This is a genomic window from bacterium, assembly GCA_037127815.1.
GTDB lineage: Bacteria > Patescibacteriota > Minisyncoccia > Phycocordibacterales > CAIZLB01 > CAIJKW01.
In genome coordinates, this window is sequence record JBAXXP010000002.1 from 22,714 (window position 1) to 47,744 (window position 25,031).

23 protein-coding genes are annotated in these 25,031 nt (G+C 35.6%); all 23 read left to right on the top strand.

All coding sequences use genetic code 11. The annotated features are described in order from the left end of the window. Positions 1 to 24: 24 nt before the first annotated feature. The 23 genes from WCQ00_01995 (at position 25) to dnaK (ending at position 24,915) form a co-directional block, all read left to right on the top strand. Positions 25 to 1,074: a sigma factor-like helix-turn-helix DNA-binding protein gene (locus tag WCQ00_01995; protein MEI6042316.1), complete on the top strand. Its 1,050-nt coding sequence runs from the start codon at positions 25 to 27 to the stop codon at positions 1,072 to 1,074. A gap of 119 nt (positions 1,075 to 1,193) precedes the next feature. Beyond that, on the top strand, positions 1,194 to 4,163 hold the full coding sequence (locus tag WCQ00_02000) for a hypothetical protein (GenBank protein ID MEI6042317.1): 2,970 nt from the start codon (positions 1,194 to 1,196) through the stop codon (positions 4,161 to 4,163). A gap of 98 nt (positions 4,164 to 4,261) precedes the next feature. After that, positions 4,262 to 5,512, top strand: a complete 1,251-nt coding sequence (locus tag WCQ00_02005) for a hypothetical protein (protein MEI6042318.1) — start codon at positions 4,262 to 4,264, stop codon at positions 5,510 to 5,512. A 23-nt stretch (positions 5,513 to 5,535) separates the two neighbouring features. After that, positions 5,536 to 6,576, top strand: coding sequence for an endolytic transglycosylase MltG (mltG, locus tag WCQ00_02010; protein ID MEI6042319.1), 1,041 nt, complete (start codon positions 5,536 to 5,538; stop codon positions 6,574 to 6,576). Between the two features lie 4 nt (positions 6,577 to 6,580). Further along, positions 6,581 to 7,804, top strand: a complete 1,224-nt coding sequence (gene mnmA / locus WCQ00_02015; protein MEI6042320.1) for a tRNA 2-thiouridine(34) synthase MnmA — start codon at positions 6,581 to 6,583, stop codon at positions 7,802 to 7,804. Positions 7,805 to 7,809: 5 nt separating this feature from the next. Next, positions 7,810 to 8,709, top strand: a complete 900-nt coding sequence (locus WCQ00_02020; protein MEI6042321.1) for a restriction endonuclease — start codon at positions 7,810 to 7,812, stop codon at positions 8,707 to 8,709. Positions 8,710 to 8,712: 3 nt separating this feature from the next. Next, positions 8,713 to 10,509 (top strand): M3 family metallopeptidase, encoded by a 1,797-nt coding sequence (locus tag WCQ00_02025; GenBank protein MEI6042322.1) that lies wholly within the window; start codon positions 8,713 to 8,715, stop codon positions 10,507 to 10,509. Between the two features lie 86 nt (positions 10,510 to 10,595). Continuing rightward, the gene (locus tag WCQ00_02030) at positions 10,596 to 12,473 is read left to right on the top strand and encodes an alanine--tRNA ligase (protein ID MEI6042323.1); all 1,878 of its coding nucleotides are present in this window, start codon (positions 10,596 to 10,598) and stop codon (positions 12,471 to 12,473) included. Between the two features lie 90 nt (positions 12,474 to 12,563). After that, positions 12,564 to 13,733 (top strand): hypothetical protein, encoded by a 1,170-nt coding sequence (locus tag WCQ00_02035; protein ID MEI6042324.1) that lies wholly within the window; start codon positions 12,564 to 12,566, stop codon positions 13,731 to 13,733. A gap of 40 nt (positions 13,734 to 13,773) precedes the next feature. Then, a complete protein-coding gene (locus tag WCQ00_02040; protein ID MEI6042325.1) occupies positions 13,774 to 15,330 on the top strand; it encodes a hypothetical protein in 1,557 nt (518 codons plus the stop codon). 16 nt (positions 15,331 to 15,346) lie between these two features. Further along, a complete protein-coding gene (infA, locus tag WCQ00_02045) occupies positions 15,347 to 15,580 on the top strand; it encodes a translation initiation factor IF-1 (protein ID MEI6042326.1) in 234 nt (77 codons plus the stop codon). A 119-nt stretch (positions 15,581 to 15,699) separates the two neighbouring features. Beyond that, complete coding sequence (gene rpmJ / locus WCQ00_02050; protein ID MEI6042327.1) at positions 15,700 to 15,816, top strand: 50S ribosomal protein L36; 117 nt, start codon at positions 15,700 to 15,702, stop codon at positions 15,814 to 15,816. 22 nt (positions 15,817 to 15,838) lie between these two features. Further along, on the top strand, positions 15,839 to 16,216 hold the full coding sequence (gene rpsM / locus WCQ00_02055; protein ID MEI6042328.1) for a 30S ribosomal protein S13: 378 nt from the start codon (positions 15,839 to 15,841) through the stop codon (positions 16,214 to 16,216). 93 nt (positions 16,217 to 16,309) lie between these two features. Beyond that, on the top strand, positions 16,310 to 16,654 hold the full coding sequence (rpsK, locus tag WCQ00_02060) for a 30S ribosomal protein S11 (protein MEI6042329.1): 345 nt from the start codon (positions 16,310 to 16,312) through the stop codon (positions 16,652 to 16,654). 52 nt (positions 16,655 to 16,706) lie between these two features. Further along, the gene (gene rpsD / locus WCQ00_02065; protein MEI6042330.1) at positions 16,707 to 17,318 is read left to right on the top strand and encodes a 30S ribosomal protein S4; all 612 of its coding nucleotides are present in this window, start codon (positions 16,707 to 16,709) and stop codon (positions 17,316 to 17,318) included. 19 nt (positions 17,319 to 17,337) lie between these two features. Beyond that, positions 17,338 to 18,324 (top strand): DNA-directed RNA polymerase subunit alpha, encoded by a 987-nt coding sequence (locus WCQ00_02070; protein ID MEI6042331.1) that lies wholly within the window; start codon positions 17,338 to 17,340, stop codon positions 18,322 to 18,324. Positions 18,325 to 18,369: 45 nt separating this feature from the next. Next, positions 18,370 to 18,726, top strand: a complete 357-nt coding sequence (gene rplQ / locus WCQ00_02075; GenBank protein ID MEI6042332.1) for a 50S ribosomal protein L17 — start codon at positions 18,370 to 18,372, stop codon at positions 18,724 to 18,726. A 10-nt stretch (positions 18,727 to 18,736) separates the two neighbouring features. After that, entirely contained in the window at positions 18,737 to 19,081 is a 345-nt protein-coding gene (gene rplM / locus WCQ00_02080; GenBank protein ID MEI6042333.1) for a 50S ribosomal protein L13, read from the top strand. 31 nt (positions 19,082 to 19,112) lie between these two features. After that, the gene (gene rpsI / locus WCQ00_02085; GenBank protein ID MEI6042334.1) at positions 19,113 to 19,508 is read left to right on the top strand and encodes a 30S ribosomal protein S9; all 396 of its coding nucleotides are present in this window, start codon (positions 19,113 to 19,115) and stop codon (positions 19,506 to 19,508) included. A 217-nt stretch (positions 19,509 to 19,725) separates the two neighbouring features. After that, positions 19,726 to 21,531 carry an ABC transporter ATP-binding protein gene (locus WCQ00_02090; GenBank protein MEI6042335.1) on the top strand — a complete coding sequence of 602 codons (1,806 nt, stop codon included), beginning with the start codon at positions 19,726 to 19,728 and terminating at the stop codon, positions 21,529 to 21,531. A 94-nt stretch (positions 21,532 to 21,625) separates the two neighbouring features. Continuing rightward, on the top strand, positions 21,626 to 22,279 hold the full coding sequence (gene grpE, locus WCQ00_02095; protein MEI6042336.1) for a nucleotide exchange factor GrpE: 654 nt from the start codon (positions 21,626 to 21,628) through the stop codon (positions 22,277 to 22,279). 103 nt (positions 22,280 to 22,382) lie between these two features. Next, positions 22,383 to 22,853, top strand: a complete 471-nt coding sequence (locus tag WCQ00_02100) for a hypothetical protein (protein MEI6042337.1) — start codon at positions 22,383 to 22,385, stop codon at positions 22,851 to 22,853. A 133-nt stretch (positions 22,854 to 22,986) separates the two neighbouring features. After that, positions 22,987 to 24,915 (top strand): molecular chaperone DnaK, encoded by a 1,929-nt coding sequence (dnaK, locus tag WCQ00_02105; protein MEI6042338.1) that lies wholly within the window; start codon positions 22,987 to 22,989, stop codon positions 24,913 to 24,915. Positions 24,916 to 25,031: the final 116 nt, after the last annotated feature.

Here is a 25,031-nt window from a genome sequence, read left to right on the forward strand (position 1 = left end):
ATAGAGTATTAATTAACAAAACAAATGTCTACCGCAAACATAGTATTGGCTTTTAAGCCAAAGAACGTTACAAAGAAGCTCCTATCTTCGCTAACAGATAGGGCTAAGCTTGTTGTAACAAAGCGTTACGGACTTGATAAGGACGGTGAAAAGATGACCTTAGAGGCCATTGGAGAGCAATACTCAATCACTCGTGAACGTGTTCGTCAGATTGAGCACGCTGCCCTTATCAACATCAGAAAGTCAGCTGCTTACAAGCAAGAGAAGGCTGCTTTTGATGAATTACATTCTGTTATCGATTCTCTTGGAGCATTTCTTGCGGAAGATGATCTTCTTACAATTCTATCTAAGGATGCATCAGCAAGAAATCATATTCACTTTATGTTGGTAGTTGGAGAAGATTTCAGAAAAGAAAAAGAGGATGTAGAATTCAAGCACAGATGGAATATTGATCAATCTCTATCAAAAAAGATTCACGAAGCTATCAGAAAACTATATCAAAGTCTTGGCGATGAATCTCTTATCCCAGAATCAGAAATCTTACAAGAATTTTTAAAGCATCTACAAGATGTTAACCAAAAGTACTTAACAGAAGAAATTGCAAAAAGATGGTTGTCTGTTTCTAAAAATTTAGATAAAAATCCATTAGGTGAATGGGGAAAAGCTGATTCATCAAATGTTAGAACTAAGGGTATTAGAGACTATGCATTTCTTGCTATGAGAAAGCATGGTTCACCAATTCACTTCCGTGATATTGCAAAGCAAATTGAGAAACTATTTGATAAAAAGGCACACATTGCTACGACTCACAATGAGCTTATAAAAGACAAGAGATTCGTTCTTGTTGGAAGAGGTTTATACGCTTTAAGTGAATGGGGATATCTAAGTGGCGTTGTTAAGGATGTTATCAAGAAGGTCTTAGATAAAAATGGTCCATTAACTAAAGAAGAAATAATAAAGAAGGTTCTTAAAGAAAGATATGTTAAGGAAAATACTATATTAGTAAACCTACAAAACAATAAGCTATTTAAGAAAGATAAAGAAGGAAAGTATCATTACGTAGAGAAGGAATAATTTAAATATTTAAAAAAATAAAATAAGCCTAGATTTTAAAATCTAGGCTTATTTTTTAATCTGTAAATTTGATGCATAATATTAAAGACATTTATATTTTTTTGTATTACAATTATCCTATGAACAAAATATCAAGTTTCTGTAAGAGCAACAAACCCTTTGTTGCTATGGCTGTTGCCTTTGTCTTGCTCGGTTCAATCTTCAATAAAGATTTAAATAGAATTTCAAATCAAATGGGTTTGGTTCTAAGTATTGGTACCGATAGAGGAACCGTTGGATCCCTCACTTTGGCTTATGCATATCAACCATATCCATCTCTCTCTGACTCTGGTTTCTATCTTGAAAACAAGGCTGGCACGGGTGGTTACAACTCTGCTATTGCTGGTATAAAGGGTTCGATGGACAGTATCTCAAAGGATATAAAGGATATGTTTGTGTATTATTACAAGAACGGCTGTGCAACCTCCACAACAACAGCTTGTTCTGACAAAACAACCTCCATATTAAATGCTCTATATACATACTCCACATACTCAACTGAATATAATAAATTATCGTACGAATCAACTCACGGAAGCACTCCTATAACAACGGACGTTGACTGGGCAGGAATTGCCGGGTCATCTGTAATTGACATGCTTAAGATCACAACATCAACAAGTAGTGACGCTTTCCTTAATCAAATAGCTTCAAAGACATCGCAGAAAACAACAGCAGCAATCACTGCTGGCTCTTTTGCATACGTACCACCCACTTCAATTGAAGCATTAACTTCTCTAACTTCACTGCTCAAGGCTAAGTCTGCAATATTTAGTGTTGTAGCCGCAGTATCAACAACCCCCTGGGTTGCTAGAGGCCCCGCAAAAAACTGGGTTTCCATCACATCTTCCTCAGATGGAACAAAACTAGCTACAGTTGTACAGGGTGGATACATTTATACCTCTACTGATAGTGGTACAACATGGACCGCCACCAATGCTACAGCCAACAGAAATTGGTCAGGTATTACATCCTCTGCTGATGGAACAAAACTTGTTGCGACAATGTATGGTGGTAAAATATACACTTCAACTGATAGTGGATTAACATGGACAGCAAGAGGTGTAGAAAATTCCTGGTCAGCTGTTACATCATCTTCTGACGGAACAAAATTAATTGCAACAGCAAACACGGGAAGAATATATAAATCTACAGACTCTGGAATAACATGGGTGGTGACTCGGGCAAATATGGCTAACTGGTATTCAGTTGCTTCCTCTGCTGATGGAACAAAATTAGCCGCTACAACAGATGGTGGTCAAATATACACTTCTATAGACGGTGGAGTATCGTGGACTGCTCGTGCATCAAACAGAAAATGGAGGGGTATCACATCTGACTCAACTGGAACAAAACTAGCGGCTGTAGTTTCATATAGTGGCCAAATATACACGTCAACAGACAGTGGTGTATCGTGGACTGCTCGTGATTCTGCAAGAAGTTGGCAGTCTATTGCATCTTCTGCTGATGGAACAAAATTAGCTGCAGTTGTAGTTGGTGGTCAAGTCTATACTTCTACAAACGGTGGTGTGTCTTGGACTGCAAATGATTCTGCAAGATTCTGGATATCAATTGCATCTGACTCAACTGGAACAAAACTGGTGGGGGCTGTATATGGTGGAAATATTTATACTCAACCTGCACCTACAGTTACTACAATCTCTCCATTAACCCCTACCACTCCTTATACATACGTTTTTGGTGTTAACGTAGGTGGAAGATCTGACTTTAATATTTATTCAAATTCTATAATACAAACAGCGACAACACTGCCATCAAACTTTGTGGGACCTTTGCAGACAGGTACAACCGCTCCGGTTGATACCGTTGCTCTTTCTGCTGCCTTAGACAAAAAGTATACTGTTGCCCCAAGGTCTGTTGCCGAGGCTGATGCAAAGGCTACTCTTCTGAAAGCTGTATCAGCCAGCGTAGGAGGGGAAGCTATGATTTATGCAAATATGCAAGCGGCCCTGGAGAGTGACGAGAGACGAAATGCCTTGATTCCTGTTGATAATAGTAGTATAAAAGTCGGTATCTGTAGTTACACTCCAATTGACTATATATTTCATGAGCTTGATACAGGGAATATGACAGAGGAAGAACGCGCGTATGCAATTGCACCATACTATACCCCTAGTGGGTGTAATGGTGGGGTAGGTACAACTGATGATGGGCAGTTGGTTAATGAAGTACCTGCTGGAGCACCTGCTGGATATATTTTTGGTGGTTATGGTTTTTATGTTGAAACAAAGGTAGCTTGGTCTATGCAAAAATACCACACTACCCCTATAGTTTGCAGTGGTTCGTTACCAAACCTTCCATTACCTATGGATATAGGAAATTTTAATACACCCGCTTCTCCTTTAGACATAGTACAAGAAAAACTTCAAATATTAGCAAAAAATAATTTACCTGACGGCGTAATTGGTATATCCAAGAAACCAGTTGGAGAGTCAGGGGTAATGGTTATCCAATTCAATAATGGAAAAATCGTGACAGTTTGGAATGCTGGTGTGGATGGAAAGATTGGGCCACCTACTTATGAACAAGCAATTAAGTTTTCCGAAGAAATTGAGGCTAATACTAATTGGCTAGTTAAACCAAAAAAAGCATATCATTTTCATACCCATGATATTAATTCTATTTTTTCAGCTTTTGGGCAAGGTGGTATTAGCTCTGCATCATCTGGAGCCTTTCCTCCTTCACTCGCAGACTTTCAATTAAATGTTTATTATAGAAATCAGTTTGCTAACATGTCATTACCAGTTATAACCAGAGTTATATCCCCATCAGGTATAGGGTATGAATATTCTGTACCATACGGTAGCGACATCTTCAACAGAATTAGTAATTTAAGCGGTGAGCCTAACAACTTCACCTCGCCAGATCTATTTGAGATGAATCATGCATATACCATCGGTTTGCACTGTAGTACAATTGAGAATAAAAGGACTAAGTCAATCGTGCAAGACTATTTGTCTGGTGAAGCCAACTCATTTTTTGTAGATCAAAAAATTGGGTTGAATATTAGCCGTTTTAAGGTCAGATAAATTTATTTGCCTATTGGGTAGGTTATTAAATATGTGATATATAAAACTAATGAGTAATATGTACCTAAACTTTATTATAAGGTATAATATATTTAAGTATGCAGACGCAATTAACAGCTGAGATATTTGTCTTATTTTTTCTTAAAATCGTAATTGGTTTTGTTGTTGTTTTGTTTGTAATGGGCTTGGGTAAGAGATTCCTAGCTCTTCTTAGAAAGAAAGCTAGAGCCGAGTTTTTTGCAAAACAAAAGTATATTTTGCTTGAAATTACACCACCTAAAGATTTACAAAAGACACCTCAAGCTATGGAACTTTTCCTTGGTTCTTTATACCAGACCGGAGGGGACGTAACAAAATTCTTTTCAAAGCACACCAATGGTTCAGTCAGACCTTGGTTTTCACTTGAGATTATATCAATTGGGGGTCATGTTAGATTCTTTATTTGGTCTCGTGCCAATTTCTTGGATATGATTGAGACACAATTATATTCTCAGTATCCTGATATTGAAATAATCGATAAAACAGGTAATGATTACTCTACGGATGTAAAATGGGACCCTTCAAATTATCAATATTGGGGATGTAACTTTGTGAAAACTGCAGCCTCACATTTACCTATAAAAACATATGTATCTCATGGAATGGTGGGAGGAGCAAAAGAAGAATCAAAAGTTGACCCAATAACTCCTGTAATTGAATTACTTGGATCATTGAAGAAAGATGAACAAATATGGTTTCAAATTTTAATCAGAGCTCACACTAAAGAAACAATAAAGGCTGGAACAAGATCTGAAATGGTTGATTGGAAGTATGCAGCAGGGATTGATTTAAATAAGAGAATGAAGCGTGATGTTAAAATTGATAAGGATAAACCAATTAACCCAGCATTGCTTCAATTAACAAAAGCGGAAAAAGAAGCTGCTGAGGCAATAGAAAATAGTATTTCTAAATTGCCATTTGATTGTGGAATCAGAGCGTTTTATTTAGCCAAGAATGATGTATTCAGACCATCCATGATTGCTGGAATTAACGGATCATTCAGACAATATGGTTCTCCTAATTTAAACGGCTTTAAAACAGTTGGCGCTCCGTCTCCCGCAAAGTTTAAATTCATGGACAAGACTGGTGCAAAGCTTTTATCTCAAAAGCAAAGAATTTTTGGCGAATATCAACACAGATCATTCTTTATTCCAGAGTACATTCCGTACGGAGCAAAACAAAAAGCGTTTGTTATGACAACAGAAGAGCTTGCTACAATTTTTCACCTTCCTGGAAGTGTTGTTAGAACTCCAACAATGGCTCGTGTTCAAGCAAAGAAAGTTGAACCACCAGCAAACTTACCAATTTAATAAGATTTATTATATAAATATAAATGAACGAATCTGAAATAAAAACAGAAAAAAAATCTATAGATAATGAGATTGATTCATCGGGCCATATATCACCTAAGGTTTTTGCTTGGAGACTATTTAGATTGTTCTCTTTACCCATCGTTGCGCTACTTTTGATTGTTGTTTATTTCGTATCAGCTCCAATGGTTCTATTTGAAAAACCAGTGATGATTGAAATTATTTCTGGGGACACCATGAAGACTATATCAACAGAACTTAAGGACGCTCAAATCATAAGATCTGCAGACCTACTTAGGCTTATGATAACCATTTACGGAGGACAAAATAAAATAAAGGCGGGGGTTTATGAATTTGATAGTCCATCGAACATTTTTAATATTGCTTACAGATTATCACATCAAGATTATGGTTATATCCCAATTAAACTAACTTTCCCTGAAGGTATTAATTCTAGAGATGTACTTAGTATTATTAATTCTAAATTTCCGAACCTTGTAAATAGCACGAGCTCTGAAAATGACAAATTATTGATAACTTCAAAAGAAGGATATCTATTTCCGGATACATATTTCTTTCCACCAAATGCAGACATAAAAATGATTGTAGATAGAATGTTGGCTGAGTATAAAAGAAAAATTGAAAAGTACAGTTTGGATATTTCAAAAAGTGGTCATACAGAATCAGAAATAATAATAATGGCATCAATTCTTGAAGAGGAAGTTAGAACAGCTGAAGATAGGAAAATAGTTGCTGATTTATTATGGAGAAGAATTACAAATGGAATGCCACTTCAGGTGGATAGTAGTATTGGTTACATCAATGGAAAAAAATCTTCAGATTTAACTCTTAATGATTTAGCAATGAACTCCGCATACAACACTTACAAAAATAAAGGCTTGCCACCTACTCCAATTTCAAATCCAGGAATCGATGCGATCGAGGCTGCTATTTCTCCAATAAAGAACGATTACATTTTCTTCCTAACAGGAAATGATGGTAAAACATATTTTTCTAAAACTTACGCTGAACACTTGAAATTTAAGAGATTATATATAAGATAACAGCATGAATATCTCATGGGGCTCTAAAGGAGTTAAAACTTTAAAAACAGGTAAAAAAAAGGTCTTTGTAGGCCTTTCTGGAGGTGTAGACTCTGGTGTTTCTGCATACCTTCTAAAAGATGCTGGTTATGACGTCACAGGTGTCTTTATAAAGGTATGGCAACCTGAAAATGGTGATTGTACATGGAAGGAGGATAGAAGAGATGCTATGAGGGTTGCAGCCCATTTAGGTATTAAGTTTATGACACTTGATCTTAAAAATGAGTACAAGAGAGGTGTTGTTGATTATATGATCGATGAATACGCAAAAGGCAGAACTCCAAACCCTGATGTGATGTGCAATAGAGAAGTGAAATTTGGAGCCTTCATGAATTGGGCACTTGATAATGGAGCTGATTATGTTGCAACAGGTCATTATGCTCAAACTGAAAATGGAGAAATGTTTGAAGGAAGAGATCCTGAAAAAGATCAATCATATTTTTTGTGGACTTTGTCTGAGGCTCAACTGGATAAAATATTATTCCCAATTGGTCATTTAAAAAAGAGTGAAGTACGAGTGTTGGCAGAGAAAAGCAAACTACCTGTTGCTAACAAAAAAGACAGTCAAGGTGTTTGCTTCATCGGGCATATCGATATGAAGGATTTTATTAGAGAAAATATTTTGGCTGATATCTCGACGTCTACTTTTTCTAATGAAGAGCCTGTAACAAGGCTTAAGGTTTTAAAAGGGCTTTCTGATGGCGATGTTCTAGATATACAAGGAAACATTATTGGAAAACACAATGGATCACTTCTTTATACAATTGGTGAGAGGCATGGCTTAGTCTTGAATAATCATTCTGCAAATTCTCCTAAATATTATGTTATAGAAAAAGATGTTGAAAAAAATACAATAACTGTCGCAGAAAAGGAACAAATTAAAAATGAAGGTGCTGGCACGGTAGATAGACTAGTTTTCGATGATGTACATTTCATCTCAGGAAATTACAAAGAGATGCTTATAGAACATCCTATTCAATGTCTTGCTAGATCAAGATACAGGCAAAAGAAAGAAGAATGTGTATTGACTCATGTTGTAGATAAAGTTAGTGGTGATGATAAATATGAGGTATCTTTCAAAAATCCTCAAGAAAATATTACACCAGGACAATCTCTTGTTTTGTATTTTACAGAAAATAAAGATAGTAGTAGGATTGGCGTGAAGACATTAGGTGGTGTTATAATATAATAAATATGAATCCAATTTTAATTAAAAAATCAGATGGAACAAGAGAGGAATTTGATGTATTGAAACTGCAGGAGTCACTTATTAAGTCAGGCGCACCCATAACTGTGGCTGATAAAATAATCAGAACTATTACAGAGGAACTAAAGATTAAATCTGAAAAGAAAGGTAGGGGGCCAGTTTGTGATATCACAGAGATATACAAGCAAGCATTTTTGATGCTAAAGAAAATGTCTGTTTCTGCAGCCGCTAGATATTCACTAAGAAGATCATTAATGGAAATTGGCCCATCTGGATTTCCGTTTGAAGAGTTTGTTGCAGAAGTATTTAAGGCCCAAGGATATAGAACTTTAACGGATCAAATTGTTCTTGGTAAATGTGTTCCTCATGAAGTTGATGTTGTGGCATGGAACGACAAGAAACTAATCATGGCTGAAGTTAAATATCATAATGAGCTAGCTGGAAAAACAGATTTAAAAGTGGCGCTTTACGTCAAAGCAAGATTTGATGATTTGTCTAAAAATAAGTACCAATATACTGAAGATACACCAGCAAGAAAATTGGATGAAGGATGGCTCGTCACAAATACAAAATTCACAGAAACCGCAATAGTTTACGCTACGTGCAGTAATTTAAATATGTTAAGTTGGAATTACCCAAGGGAAAGAAATTTGTTAGATCTTATAGAGGAATATAAATTACATCCAGTAACTTGTTTGACGTCGCTAACTACATCGGATAAGAAATTCTTGATTGGTAGAAAAATAATATTGTGTAGCGATTTATACAATAATAAAAAAGCGATGAAAGAATTGGGAATGTCCGAAGCTAAAATATTTAAAGCTTACTCTGAAATGGGCGCTGTCTTTGAGGAATTAGATAGAGCTAAAGAAGCATTGAAATCATAATCTATGAATAAAACAAATAACTTTAAAATGAATTGGGATTTTTCTGCTTTATACAAGTCGGATACTGATCCAAAGCTCGAAGTGGATATATCGTTAATGGAAAATAAGTTTAATGTTTTTTCAAAAAAATACTCAAATAAGAAATTTCTAAACTCAACTAAGTCTATTCTTGCATCACTTAAAGATTGGGAGAAGTTGCAAAATGAAGCCGGCTTTGCAAAACCTGTTTGGTATTTGGAAAGACTTAATGACACAGACTCGGAAAACGTAAAAAGAAAAGCAAGGTCAGATCTTTTCATGGCAAGAGTTAGAAAAGCTGGGAATGAGGTGATTTTCTATACTCTATCGTTGTCTAAAATAGACGCAAAAACTCAAAAACTAATTTTGGCTGATAAAGCATTCGCTCCATATAAATATTATCTTAAAAAACTTTTTGAATCTGGAAAACATTTGCTTACTGAAGCTGAGGAAAAAATAATCAACCTTAAAAACCAGGTTACATATGACATGTGGGTTGATGCGCAGTCAAATCTATTAAGTAAACAGACTGTTAGCTTTAAAGGAAAAGATATTCCAGTTTCAGAAGCCATGATGATGAGGTCTCAATTGGGTTATGATGAAAGACACGAGCTTCATAATAAAATTATTCCAACTCTAAAGGGAATAAGTCATATGGCTGAGGCAGAGCTTGTTGCAATTTATACGGATAAGAAAATTGATGATGAATTAAGAGGCTATAAAAATGCATACCAGGCTACAGTTGAAGATTATGAAAATGACTTAGATACGGTAGAGAATCTAGTTAAAGTTATTAATTCTAATATGGGGATTTCACATAAATTCTTTAAAGCTAGAGCGAGTCTTTTAGGTCTTAAAAAATTAGGTTCCGCTGATTTATATGCACCAATCGTAAAGAGTGAATCAAAAAAACTATCTACAGAAGAGATACTGAATAAGACAATAGAGGGTTTTGAAAAAATTAAACCAGTATATGCAGATTACGTTAGGAACTATGCAAAAAATGGGCAAATAGATTTTCTTCCAAGAAAAGGTAAAAGAGGTGGGGCATATTGCGCAAGTGGAAATTTGGTTCCAACCGCAGTGATGATGAACGTCACAGGAAGTATTGATGACATATGTACACTTTCTCATGAAATGGGCCATGCAATACACGCAGAGCTCTCAAAAAGCCAGTCTATCTTTTACTCTGGTCATACTATTTCTGTTGCGGAGGTTGCAAGTACTTTTTTTGAACAATTGGTAATTGACGATTTAATTGAAAATGCAGAAAATGATCAAGAAAAACTTAGATTATTGGATGAGAAGATGAAAGGTGATATTGGTACGATATTTAGACAGATATCATATTTCAATTATGAATTAAAACTTCATAATAAAATAAGAACAGAGGGTGGTGCGTCAAAAGAAGAAATGGCAGCTATGTTTCTAAGGGAATCAAGAAACTTTGTAGGACCAGTTCTTGCCCCCCATGAGGACGATGGATATTCTTTTATATACCTTTCGCATTTGAGATATTTCTTCTATGTATATAGTTACGCATTGGGGCAAATTATTAGTAGATCACTATGTGCAAAATATAAGGTAGATAATTCCTTTATTGAAAAAGTTGAGGACTTCCTAAGAGCAGGACAATCAATGTCACCTAGAGATATTTTTCTAAAAACAGGAATAGACATTGCAGACCCAAAGTTCATTCAAACAGGACTTGATGCAATAGCTGAGGACGTTAAGAAATATGAGGAGATTATTAAGAAGATAAATAAGACAAGGAAGAAGTAGGTAGGGTAAAATGGATGCATTATGTGTTCACTAGATGCGGTTCCTGTCATTTTGCCGACAACCCAAATTATGCTATATTGAATGTCATGAAATCAAGAGAAATTCGTCAAAAGTATTTAGACTTTTTTGCAAAAAGAGGTCATGCGGTGTTACCCAGTACATCCCTAGTTCCTGAAAATGACCCTTCTGTTCTATTTAATACTGCCGGTATGCAACCTTTGGTGCCATATCTATTGGGTGAAAAGCATCCTCTTGGAACTCGTCTTTGTAGTATTCAAAAATGTGTGAGAACTATTGACCTTGAAGAAGTGGGTGACAACACTCACGCTACTTTTTTTGAAATGATGGGTAATTGGTCACTGGGAGACTATTTTAAAAAGGAGTCTATTAATTGGAGTTTTGAGCTTCTTACATCAGAGGAAGGTTTTGGTCTTGATGCTAACAGACTATACGTCACATGTTTTGAAGGAAACAAGGATGCTCCAAAGGACGAAGAAAGTGCTGGTATTTGGAAAGAAATTTTTGATAAAAATGGAATCAAGGGAAACAGAATATTCTTCCTTCCTGAAAAGAATAATTGGTGGAGTGCGGGGGATAATGGTCCATGTGGAGCTGACACTGAAATTTTTTACGATCTTACAAACACTCACACAGAAGGTCTTTCTCATGAAGATTTTGTAAAGGCAGATTCTGCACAAGAGCTTGTTGAAATTTGGAATAATGTTTTCATGGAATTTGAAAAGAAGGATGGTGAAATTATTGGTAAATTAGCAAATAAGAATGTTGATACAGGGGCTGGATTTGAAAGATTTGCCATGGTCCTTGAAGGTAAGAATAATTTCTATGAGACAGATCTTTTTGATGATATCTTTGCAAAAATTGAAGAGTTGATAACCGACGTCACACCAAATGCAAGTATTGATAATGGTTTTAATGCACTTAGAGCAAAAAGAATTGTTGCAGATCACGTTAGAACTTCTGTAATGCTTATATCAGACGGTGTTACTCCATCAAATACTGATCAAGGTTACATTTTAAGAAGACTACTTAGACGTGCTGTTAGACTAGCTGACAACCTAGGTCTTAAGAAGGGTTCTCTGTTTTGGATTGCTGATGCTGTAGTAAATACATACGGAGATATTTATGAAAGTCTTGCAAAACAAAAAGAAACTATAAAAGTCACAATTGATGCCGAGGAACAGAAGTTTAGAAATACACTTTCACATGGCTTGAAAGAGTTTGATAGAATCGTAAAAAAACTTGAGTCAAAAGGTCTTGGTGGTGCCGATAAGGATTTAGAAGAAGACCTAAAAAGAGACTCAAATCTAATAAGCGGAAAGGATGCTTTTATTCTGTTCAGTACATACGGTTTTCCAGTTGAAATGACAATTGAAATGGCGGGGGAGATTGGAAAAACTGTAGACAGAGAAGAATTCGATGAGGAAATGAAAAGTCATCAAGATTTATCAAGATCAGGCGCTGGGCAAAAGTTTAAAGGAGGAATGGGAGATACAAGTGATATTTCTATTAGATATCACACAGCTACTCATTTGCTTCACCAGGCTCTTAGACAGGTTCTGGGAACTCATGTATCACAAAAGGGAAGCAATATTACTCCAGAGAGACTTCGTTTTGACTTTGCACATACTGCAAAAATGACTGATGAAGAAAAGCAAAAAGTGGAGGATATTGTTAATAAAAAAATAGAAGAGGCATTACCTGTAAATGTTGTTGAGCTTCCAATTGAGGAAGCTACAAAAACAGGAGCTCTACATTTCTTTGGTGAAAAGTATGGAGACAAGGTTACCTTGTATTACATAGGAGATACTATTGATGAAGCTTTCTCTAAAGAATTCTGTGGAGGCCCTCATGTAAAGAATACTTCTGAACTTGGTCATTTTAAAATTCAAAAGGAAGAAGCTGTTGCACAAGGTATAAGACGTATCAAGGCAGTTCTATCATAAACTTGTAAACTTATTAAAAATATTCGATTCAGCAGAATCGCCTACTGGGAGATTTAACAAAATCACCTAATGGGTGCTATAATATTAGTAATGAAATTTAGTACATCTATCATTGCGTATATCGGTAATGGGGTAGTTAAGGGTGGTTTGGTTCTGCATGAAAAAGGCAAGAGACCAAAAATTCTTTCCGCAAGAACAAATAAATTAAAATATAATACAGAAAGAAGTAGGGCTCAAATAGAAACACTTATTTTAGCTGAATTTGATAATCTTATTAAGGAAATAAAAACTAAGGATTTTCCTCATCTATATGAAAAGAAATGCGGTAAACCAGAAAGTGCTTTAATTGTCTTATCTTCACCTTGGTACATACCTGAAACTAATGTAATTAAAATGAAGGAGGCGATACCTTTCTTAATTACAGATAATTTGATCGAAAAAGCTAGGTCAAATATAACAAAAGCTCATAAGGGTGAAAATGATAGTGTTTTAGCTTTGGAACAAAATATCTTATCTACAGTTGTTAATGGTTATACTACAGATAGTCCAATTGGAATGAAGGCTAGTACACTAGATATAAACGTAATTACAAGTTACGCAAGAGCAGAATCAATAAAAAGAATCGAAGGTATTGTAAATGATAATTTTCATTTAGATAATATACACATTCATTCTCAATCAGTAGTATCATTTTCTGCTATCAAAGATTTGCACCCTGATCTTAAGGATTATTTAATTGTTGATGTAACTTCTGCTGTAACTGAAGTCCTAAAAATAAAAGACGGCATATTCAAGGACACAGCCTCTTTTCCGCTTGGTAAGTACTTTGTACTCCAAAGTGTAGCAAAATCAATGAATTTTACGTCCCCTGAGGTTGCTGAATCTATGATTAAATCATGTTCACTAAATAAGTTAGAGGAACAAATGCATCATAATGTTCAATCATCCGTTGGCTTGGCTGGAAAGGAATGGCTTAAACAGTTCTCTTCAGTATTAAATGTAATCACAGGAAGTAGTATATTGCCTAAAAAGATATTTTTGTTCTCTTCACGTAGTACATCGTGTGTTTTTAAGATGTTTATTGAAAGTGAACAGTATCATCAATTCGCCTCAACACAGGGTAAATTTGAAGTAGAAACGATAGAAGCAAAAGACCTGTCATCATTGTGTGAAATTGATAGTGGTGCAAACCTGTTCCTAGATCTTGATATTTCAACTGTTGTTGGTGCACTTTTCAACAACAAAAAGTTATTCTCTTAACAAAAAGTGTCTTGTTCGTGGTATATTTATAATATAAGTTATGACAAAAAAATCTAAATTCTACGATATTATCCCTAAGGAAAAAAGGTCTATAAGAAATATTTCTATTTCCGAGAAAGGAACTAGTGATGATGAAGTGGAAAAGAAGATAAACCATGGCGAGATGTTGGAAGAATCAGTTGTAAAAAAAACTGTTCATAAAAATGCTACAAAGAAGCATGATCACAATGAATCATCCAGTGTGGAGATAAAGAAACTGGAAAGACCAATAACTAATGTCGAGGATTATGACACTGATGAGTATATAGAAATAATTGACCGTAAGATTTCTGATGATGAAACTACAGAAGAAATTCATATTCTAGGAGAGAATAAACATGAGATAGAGAATAAAAAAATCCCAGAGCTTACAGAAACTGAAGATAATGACTTTACGGATTACACAAATAAGAATACTGCGTACGGCAATGGAAGAAATGGAATTGTAAGTTGTATTAGGGGTTTTTTTAAGGGATCATACAAATTACCTATATTCATATTTACAATTCTGATTGTTTGTTTCTTTGCACTAAATTTATTTGCTTCAACAACTATTACTATTAAAACCGAAAGTCTTAGGGCTTCACTTGGGTCCGGAGTGAGCTTTGATCAAGGAAATGGAGAAACACTTCAATCGACGACAACTGATTCAGTTAGCGTACCAGCAACTGGTACTATTAAACTAGATAAAAGATCTACAGGAACTGTTGTTATATTCAATAATACAACTGCAAGCCAGAAGCTTACAAAGGGCACTAGATTACAGTCATCAAATGGATTAGTTTATTTATTGAATTCTGCAGTTACGGTCCCTGCAAAAAAGACTGTTTCAAAGAAAGTTACAATGGGTAGTGTTACAACAACCTTTAGTGCGGAAGCTTCAGGTGACAAATATAACTCTGGTCCAAAGGACTTTACATTTCCAGGTTTCAAAGGTACTGCCAAGTTTACGACCATATATGGTAGATCAAAAGGTAGTATTGCAGGAGGTTACTCAGGAGAAGTGCCAAATATTTCCCAAAAGGACTTGAGTGGGCAAGTAAGTGATGCAAAAGACAAAATGAGAGATGTTTTGCTAGCTGAATTAAAGCAACAAGCTGATGCTCGAGGTCTTATAATAAATAATGATACTTTACAGTACAAGATCATAAATTCTGAGGCTAGGCTGTCTGATGACAAAAAACAGGCTGTCATTAAGATCGATGGTACACTTCAGGCTGAGACCCTTCTAAATGCATCTATAACGGAAAGCTCAAAGGGTATTTTGGGTGTGGAGGATGCAAATGGTCTTAGTTATAGTATTAACCTTTCTTCGAGCACTTTGGATGTCTCTACAGCGCCTGGGGACAATCAAATAAGTGTTACTGGCGATGTTCAAATAAATACCTCTGTAAACAAGGAGGAATTAGCTAAAAGCCTTGAAAATAAGGGTAAAAATGAGGCGTTAGCCATACTACAGGGTGCAAAAGGTGTCACTTATGCAAAGATATCCGTATTTCCTTTTTGGAAGATGAGTCTATCTAAGGCCAGTAGGATAACTTTGCTTGTGCAAGATTAATAACCGTGCTAATCTAATGACTATACAAATGGATGCATCAAAACAAGGCAAGAAGCTTTTCCAAGGAGTCGTCACAGAATCACTACCTGATACACATTTCAGAGTAAGATTGTTGGATGATAATAAGGAAATAATGACGTATCTTGGCGGAAAAATGAAAATCAATAGAATTCGTATCTTTATCGGAGACAAGGTAACTGTCGAGATAGATCAATACGGAGGAAAGGGTAGAATTGTCCGCCGAATGTAACAAAACAAAATAATGTAAAAACGGGAGAAGCGACCCGCGCGCTATTAACCTGTGCCCTATGGGCTTTACATTAATTTGGGATTATAGTAGTATAGTTTTCACAACTTTAAATAATAAACATGAAAGTAAAAGCATCCGTCAAAAAGCGTTGTGTACAGTGTCGAACCGTTAGAAGAAACGGGGTTGTGCGTGTTATTTGCCCAGCAAACACTCGTCACAAGCAAAGACAGGGCTAGTCTCGTTAAAAATAAAAATAATATGCGTATCCTTGGTATAACAATCCCCGAAGAAAAAAGAATTGAAATGGCCCTTACGGCACTTTTTGGTATTGGCCGTTCAAGAGCTCACAAGATTCTAGACGAAGCTGGTGTTGAGTACAGTAAAAAGCCTAAAGATTTAACAGCTGACGAAGAAGCAAAAATTCGTACAGTTATTGAAGCTTTCAAGCTTGAAGCTGATCTTAAGCGTGAAGTTGGTGCAAACATTAAGAGACTTAAAGATATTAAGTCATACAGAGGTTTGCGTCATATCCGTAGATTGCCTGCGCGTGGTCAGCGTACAAAGACAAATGCCAGAACTCTTAAGGGTCCTAAGAAGACTATGGGTTCAGGTAAGAAGAAAGAGTCTAAGAAATAATTTTAATTTATAATCAATATGGGAAAGAAGAGAATTGCAACAGCCGGCAAAGACGGCGCGAAAAAGACATCATCAGCAGCATCTAAAAGAAAGATGGATGCAGGTATTCTTTGTATTCAATCAACTTACAATAATACAAAAGTTATTTTAACTGATGTAAAAGGTAATGCAGTAGCTTGGTCTTCAAGTGGTTCACTCGGCTTTAAAGGTGCAAAAAAGGGTACTCCTTTTGCAGCTGCTAAAGTTGGAGAGCTTCTAGCTGATAAAGCAATCGCGATGGGTGTAAAAGAAGTATCAGCTGTAGTTAAGGGAGTTGGTTCAGGTAGAGAATCAGCAATCAGAGCATTTATCAGTAAAGGTATTAGTATCTCTGCTGTAAAGGATGCGACTGGTGTTCCATTTAATGGCCCAAAGGCAAAGAAGCCAAGAAGAGTATAGTTAAATGGGACTATGTACTAATAGTGCATAAACCCACCACACAAACAATAATATGAAAACTGGACCAAAATATAAAATAGCAAGAAGATTAGGAGCACCTATCTTTGAAAAAACACAAACAGCAAAGTTTAAGGCTAGAGCTGAGCGTGATTTCTCTTCAAAGAAAAAGAGAGGAGGACCTAGAAGTGATTACGGAAAGCAATTGATTGAAAAGCAAAAAGCTAGATTCACTTATGGCGTTTCTGAAAAGCAATTTTCAAATTACGTTAATAAGGTTATTGAATCAAAGTCTACAACTCCTGTTGTAAAAATCTTTGAAGCTCTAGAAACTAGACTTGATAACGTTGTTAGCAGATTAGGTCTTGTACCAACAAGAAGATTTGCAAGACAAGCTGTATCTCATGGTCACATACTAGTAAATGGAAGAAGACTAACAATCCCTTCATTTGTAGTTAAAGTGGGAGACGAGATTTCAATCAGACAAGGAAGTAAGAATAATGGTATTTTCAATAAAATTGATGAAATAATCAAAACAAAGGAGACACCATCATGGCTTACATGGAATGCAGAAAAACAAACAGCCTCAGTATTAAAGATGCCAACTATGGAAGGTCAAGATCTACTGTTTGATCTTGGTACAGTTATTGAATTTTATAAGAAGTAGTATTTAATTTTAAAACACCATGACCGACACAAACATTGTATTGCCATCAAAGCCAAAAATAGTAGAAGAAACTTCATCAAAGGGAACTTATGAAATTGAAGGTCTTTATCCTGGCTACGGTCACACTCTAGGAAACTCTCTTAGACGTATTATCCTTTCATCATTAACAGGTGCAGCAATAACAAGAGTTAAGATTGCAGGTGTTCCTCATGAATTTTCAGCAATTGATGGAGTTAAGGAAGATGTTATTAACATCATTCTAAATCTTAAAAAAGCAAGATTTGCTCTAACAACAGACGAAGCTCAAGTTGTAACTATTAAAGTTAGAGGAGAAAATACAGTTACGGCTGGTGATATAAAATTATCTGGTCAAGTTACTCTTTCAAATCCAGAACTACATATTCTTACAATCACAAACAAGGATACAGAAGTTGATATTGAATTAACTATCGAGCAAGGTATCGGTTATGTTAGAAAGGAGGAAATTGAGAAAGAAAGAGTTGATATTGGTGCTATTGCACTTGACGCTGCTTTTTCTCCTATAATTTCAGCTAACTACGATGTAGAGGAAATGCGTATTGGAGACAGAACTGACTTCAATAAGCTAACTCTTATGATTCAAACAGATGGAACAATAACTCCTCATGAGGCGTTAGAGAAGTCTATTGAGATCATGATTAATCAACTAAGAGCCGTTATCGGATTCAAGGAAGATAAAATTGAAGTAGCAGCTCACAATAAGGAAAAAGAAGTTGCTGAGGAATCATCAAAGGTTGCAACAATTGAGGATAAGGAAGCTCTTGATGACGCTCTAAAGACTCGTATTGAGTCAATAGACCTATCACAAAGAACAACTAATGCTCTTGTTAATGCAAATATCAGAACTATCGGAGGTCTTATTAGAAAGAAGGAAAAGGATATTCTTGATATTGAAGGACTTGGAAACAAAGGATTAGAAGAAATTAAAACTTTGTTACAATCTCTAGATCTATCACTTAAAGAATAAGCGTAGATATATAATAATTAATTACTAAGAAATAAAAGAAAAGCCATGAGACACCATAATGCAAACAGAAAATTCGGTCGAAAGACAAACCAACGCAGAGCACTGATGAGATCACTTGCTCGTGAGCTTTTCTTACATGGTAAAATTATTACAACTGAAGCTAAGGCTAAAGAACTTAGACCGTACGCTGAGGAACTTATAACACTTGCTCGTCCTGGAACTGTTGCTTCAAAGAGACAAGTAGAAGCAAGACTTGCTAACAATCCTATTTCAAACAAGCTTTCAAATATAATTGCTCCACAATATGAAGGTGTTAACGGTGGCTACACAAGAATTATTAAGCTTGATCGTCGTCCATCAGATGGTAGCAAGATGGCTGCAATTGAATTAATTGTTAAATAATTATAAATATATGAATTACGTAATAGACGCAAAAAATAAGAAGATTGGTAGAGTTGCCCAAGAGGTTGCTTCAATTTTGATGGGTAAAAATACTCCTGAATATTCAAAGAACAATGTTCCAGATATTACAGTTGAACTTATTAATACATCAAAAGCAGATATCAATTCTCAAAGAAAGAATGACAAGTACTACAAAAACTATTCTGGATATCCTGGAGGACAAAGAATAAGAACTATGTCAAAGGTAATTGAGGATAAAGGATATTCTGAAGTTTTCAGAATTGCAGTTAACGGAATGCTTCCTGATAACAAGCTTAAAGCAAAAATGATGACTCACTTAATTGTTACAGAATAATAAGTTAACATCGTTAAATTTAAATAAAAATATGAGTGAAATTAAAAAATATACAGAAACAATAGGAAGAAGAAAGACTTCATCAGCTAGAGCAAGACTAGTTGAGGCTACAAAGTCTTCTATCACAGTAAACGGCAAGGAACTTGTTGAATACTTCAAGACAGCAACACTTCAAAGAAAAGCTCTTGAAGCACTTGATCTAGCAGAAGTTAAGTTTGCAATCACAGTTAAGGTTGTTGGAGGAGGAATCGCAGGACAAGCAGAAGCTGTAAGACATGCTATTGCCCGCGCTATTGAAAAGCATACTCCAGCACTACGTGGTGTACTTAAGTCAGCTGGATACCTAAGAAGAGACCCTAGAGCTAAGGAAAGAAGAAAGTTCGGTCTGAAGAAAGCTAGAAAGGCTCCACAATGGTCAAAGCGTTAATACAAGACGGAATCACCAAAACAATATAATAAGAAAGAGACACCAGTTGGCTCATTCAAAATTAAAAAAGATAGAAGCTCCCCACAAAGGAGTTTTTATCTTTATTCGGTTCAATAGAGTCAGCCAGAGTTCGCCCGAGTGTGGTATAATTTCTAAACATTTCAGACTTACGGCCTTATTAACATTTTCTGATTAATATTAATTAAATTTTATTCTTATGAAAGACTACTTAAAAGTATTTAAATTCAGTGTTAAGCAAGCAATAAAATCAGCGCCAGTTTTGACAGTATCACTAGCTGTTATTATTTTTCTTAGTGCTCAAATTCCTTTCCTTGGATATAAAATATCAGCTGATATTATTAACAATTTGATTGATTATGCTAAAAATCCTGGAGCTGGACTAGCTATGGTTTTTAAACTTGCGTTATTGTGGGCGTTAGTTGAATCAGCAATGAGTTTATTAAGTAGATTGAATGGTTATGTGAATGCAATTTGGAGATATAAACTACAAATAAACTCAGAAAAAATGTTTGCTGAACAGGCTACAAATCTTGATCTAGGTAGGCTTGAAAGTAAGGATTTTCAAAATTTAAAACAACGAGCATTGAGAAGGCAAATGTTCCCATTGGTTGAAGTTTTTTCATATTTCCTCTATATAATTAATCCGGTTTCCATAATCATAACCTCATCTCTTATTATTGGATTATTGGACTGGAGAATTTATTTAATTACAATAGTTTCGATAATACCTCAGATATTAATTGAAAGAAAATATGGAAAAAAGAGCTGGGGTATTTGGAGTAGTGGAGGTGGGGAGGATCAAAGAAGGTACTATGAATATAGATCACATATTACAAATACAGACAGATTGCCTGAGGTTAAGAGATTTGGATCTTTAAATTATTTTAAAGAAAAAACATTTAACATATTTAAGGAGACAACTGAGAAATTGCAGAAGAATGAAGGTGAGAGATTCAAGAAATATACTGGAGTTGAGGTAATAAACATAGTCAGTTTTATAGCTGTTATATTTATTTTATTGACACATATTACAGATGGAAAGATATTAATTGGAGCCTTCCTTTTCTACTCTCAAACTATAGATAAGTTCTCTGGAGCGGTTTCAAACCTATTTGTTGGTATGGCATATCAGGAAGAAAATATCGCTCTATCAAATGATATTATTGACTTTCTTAATGTTAAACCTTTAATACAAACTCATAAGCCTGTGGAATTTCCTATTAAAACACCAGACGTCGGACCTGAAATTATATTCGATAATGTTGTTTTTTCATATCCTGATACCGACAAGATAATACTTGATGGCGTATCGTTTATAATTAAATCAGGCGAGAGAGTTGGTCTTATTGGAATAAACGGTGCTGGTAAGTCAACTATTGTTAAGTTGCTACTTAGAATGTATGATCCTACCTCAGGAAAAATCACAGTTGATGGAATTGATTTGAAACATATAAGACCAGAAGATTGGTGGGTTCATTTATCTACTTTGATGCAGGACTTTAATAAATACACTGCCTTAACATTACGTGAATCCTTGATGATATGTAATCTAGATAGAAGTAATAAAATCGATGAAGAAAGATTCATTGCAAGTCTTAAGAAAAGTAAGGCTGATGAGTTTGTGGAGAAATGGGATAATAAATATGATTCAATGTTAGGAAAGGAATTTGCGGGAGAGTCATTATCAAAAGGACAGGCTCAGAAATTAGCACTCGCAAGAGCTTTCTACAAAGAAGCATCTGTTATGATACTCGATGAACCAACAGCTTCAATTGATGCGGAATCAGAAATTGGAATATTTGAGGAATTAGAGAATCTACCTAGAACAGTTTCTATTCTTTATATTAGCCATGATATGGCAACAATCAGAAAGGCTGATAAAATAATGTTAATTGAAGATGGAAAGATTGTAGAAAGTGGTAATCATGATGAGCTTATAGATTTCAATCGACATTACGCAAGGATATTTAATAGTCAGCTTAATAACTTAATACAGGAATAAACCCTAGTGGTTGATTTTGTAAGATTGATTCAGGGCTATTTGCTCAAACATCGAAAATAAGTATAATTTTTAACATAACAACCCTTACAAAACCATGAAAGACGACATACAAAAGCAAAACATAGGAGATATCCAATTAGATGACGAGGAAACTACAGCACCATATACAGCTAGCGATATAAAGGATTCATTGGATGATGCAGAATCTGAAGACCTTGATGTGGAGGAGTTTGTTGATACTGATGAGGAAGGTAAGGAGGTTGGATCATCAGAAAAGCTAAAGCAATTAAGAGAAAAACTTAAGATTGCCATTAATGAGAAACAAGAATACCTAACAGGTTGGCAAAAGGAAAAAGCTGAGTTTGTAAACATAAGAAGAAGAGATGAGGAATCAAAACAAGAATTTCTAAAATTTGCTACTCAAAATCTATTGGAGGAATTTATACCAGTTATAGATAGTTTCGATATGGCAATGTCTAATAAAGTAGCCTGGGAGGCGGTATCTTTGGAGTGGAGAAACGGAATGGAGAAAATTTATAATCAATTCAAGGCAGTTTTGTCAAAGAATGATGTTACAGAATTTGGAGAAATAGGTGATAAGGCAGATCCTGCAAAATTCCATATGATTGGAGTAGATAGTACAACCGATGCTAAACTCGATGAAACTGTTTCTTCGGTTTTACAAAAAGGATACATGGTCAAGGACAAAGTTTTAAGACCTGCGATGGTTAGGGTTTTTCAAAAATAATAAGCGGAAACGATACTCAAAAACCTTGACAGGTGTGCTATAATATAAAAACAAGAAGATGATAATCGCTCAAAAGACCTATAAACATAAGGTTTTACTGCTAATGAAGGTAGGATTAGCGGTTTTTATGGTGGTTGTTTTTTTGGCTCAAAATGCTCAATCTGGGGTATATGAGGCTGGAAATTATGCCTACAAAAGGCTGAATGCCAATGAGACTCAGTATTTCCTAAATAGCCTAAATACTCTGTCTGACGGAGCTGTAGGTGGCCTAGGAATGGGTCAGCAAGCTATTCAAGGATTGAATCTAGAGCTACTTTCTGCTCAAATTTCAGAGCATATTAGAACAGCTGTTGAACCACTACTTCTTCATGAGGCTTCAATAATAAGCAATATTTCTCCATTATTTACAGCACATCAAAGTTCAAATAATATTCTGATATATTCTTTTGTCTTGGGTGTACTCGCTCTACTATTAATTGATAGACAAAAACTAATGTTTAAAGATGGTCAATTTATGAGACTCAAAAAATCACTTGTAAGTATTTCACCAAGATCTCCAAACTCAGTTATCTAATTTAGAATTTGTTTGATGTGTTTGATATATTCAACACATTCAACATATTCCACTTTACAAATTTATTAAATGATATTGGTAAAAACCAATAGAGGAAAATTAAAAGAAAATAATTAAATAACTAAATAAAACTATGGCTAAAATAATAGGAATAGACTTGGGAACAACTAACTCGGCCGTTGCCGTAATGGAGGCTGGGGCTCCAAAGATTCTAGAGAACGCAGAAGGTTCAAGAACAACACCTTCAATTGTGGCAATCTCAAAGACAAATGAGAGACTTGTTGGATTATTAGCAAAGCGTCAAGCTGTAACTAATCCAAAGAATACCGTTTATGGTATCAAGAGATTTATCGGGCACAGTTTTGATGAGGCCGGAGTTCAAGCTGATCTAAAAACCGTAGCTTACGATCTTTCAAAGGCAGCAAACGGTGGAGTTAATATAAAGATGGCTGACAAGGATTACTCTGCAGAAGAAGTTTCTGCAATGATTCTTTCAAAAATTAAGGCTGATGTTGAGGCAAAACTTGGTGAGAAAATTACACAGGCTGTTATTACAGTTCCTGCATACTTCAATGACTCACAAAGACAAGCGACAAAGGATGCTGGTAAAATTGCAGGACTTGAAGTAATGAGAATCATTAATGAGCCAACAGCAGCGGCTCTTGCTTATGGATTCAACAAAAAGAAGGATGAGAAATTAGCAGTCTTTGACTTTGGAGGAGGAACATTTGATATCTCAATTCTAGAAGTTGGTGATGAAGTTGTCGAGGTTAAAGCAACAGACGGAGACCATAGACTTGGAGGACGCGATATTGATTACAAACTATTAAATTACATCGCTGATGAATTTAAGAAAGAAAACGGAATTGATCTTAGAAAAGACCCTCTTGCAATGCAAAGGCTTGATGAGTCAGCTGAGAAGGCAAAGATTGAACTTTCAACAGCGACAGAAACAGAAATAAATATTCCTTTTATTGCTAACGATGATTCAGGACCAAGACACTTGGTACTTAAAATTACTCGTGCAAAATTGGAAGAAATTGCTGATGAATTCATAGAGCGCGCAATGCAAATTACAAAGCGTGCAATTGAGGCTTCACCATTTAAGGTGGCTGATATTAATGAAATTATCCTAGTTGGAGGACAAACAAGAATGCCAAAACTTAGAGAGACTGTTAAAGCTTTCTTTGGAAAGGAACCAAATCTTACAATTAATCCTGATGAAGTTGTCGCCCTAGGTGCTGCAATTCAAGGTGGAGTTCTTGGAGGAGATGTCACTGGAATTCTACTTCTAGACGTTATTCCACTTTCACTTGGAATTGAAACTATGGGAAATGTTACAACAAAACTTATTGAAAGAAATACAACTATCCCTACATCACGTTCACAAGTTTTCTCAACTGCGGCGGACAATCAAACATCTGTAGAGATTCATATTGTTCAAGGTGAGCGTGCTCTTGCGCAAGACAATAAGTCACTAGGTAGATTTATTCTAGATGGTGTTCCACCAGCACCACGTGGTATGCCCCAAGTTGAGGTTACTTTTGATGTTGATGCAAACGGAATCCTAAGTGTTAAAGCAAAGGAGAAGGCAACAAACAAAGAACAATCAATTAGAATTGAAGCAAGCTCAAGTCTTTCAAAAGAGGATATTGAGAAGATGAAGCAAGATGCTGAACTTCACGCAGCTGATGATGTTAAGAAGAAAGAGGAAATTGAAATGAGAAATACTGCTGATAACATGATTTACACAGCGGAAAAGGCTATCAGAGAGAATAAGGAAAAGATTCCAGCTGAGGTTATAACGGGAGTTGAGGAAAAGGTTACTGCACTTCGTGCTATTAAGGATACTGGTGAAATTGAAGCTGTTAAAAAAGCATCTGAAGAACTTTCAACTGAAATTTCAAAGATTGGTGAAGCGCTTTCAAAGGCAGCACCCGCTCCTGAGGCTGGAGCTACTCCAGGGGCTGAATCTGCAACAGAACCCGCAACTGGACCAGAAACTGGATCAACAGAAAAAACACCAGAGGGTGACAATGTTAGAGATGCGGAGACAAAATAATCTAATCTAGAATCATCTCAGGCAAGATAGATTACACTAAGCACAAACATAGACCCGCGAAGTTTGGAGAATCGACAACAAACAAGTAAGTACTTTTTTACAAATCATGCGTTTCT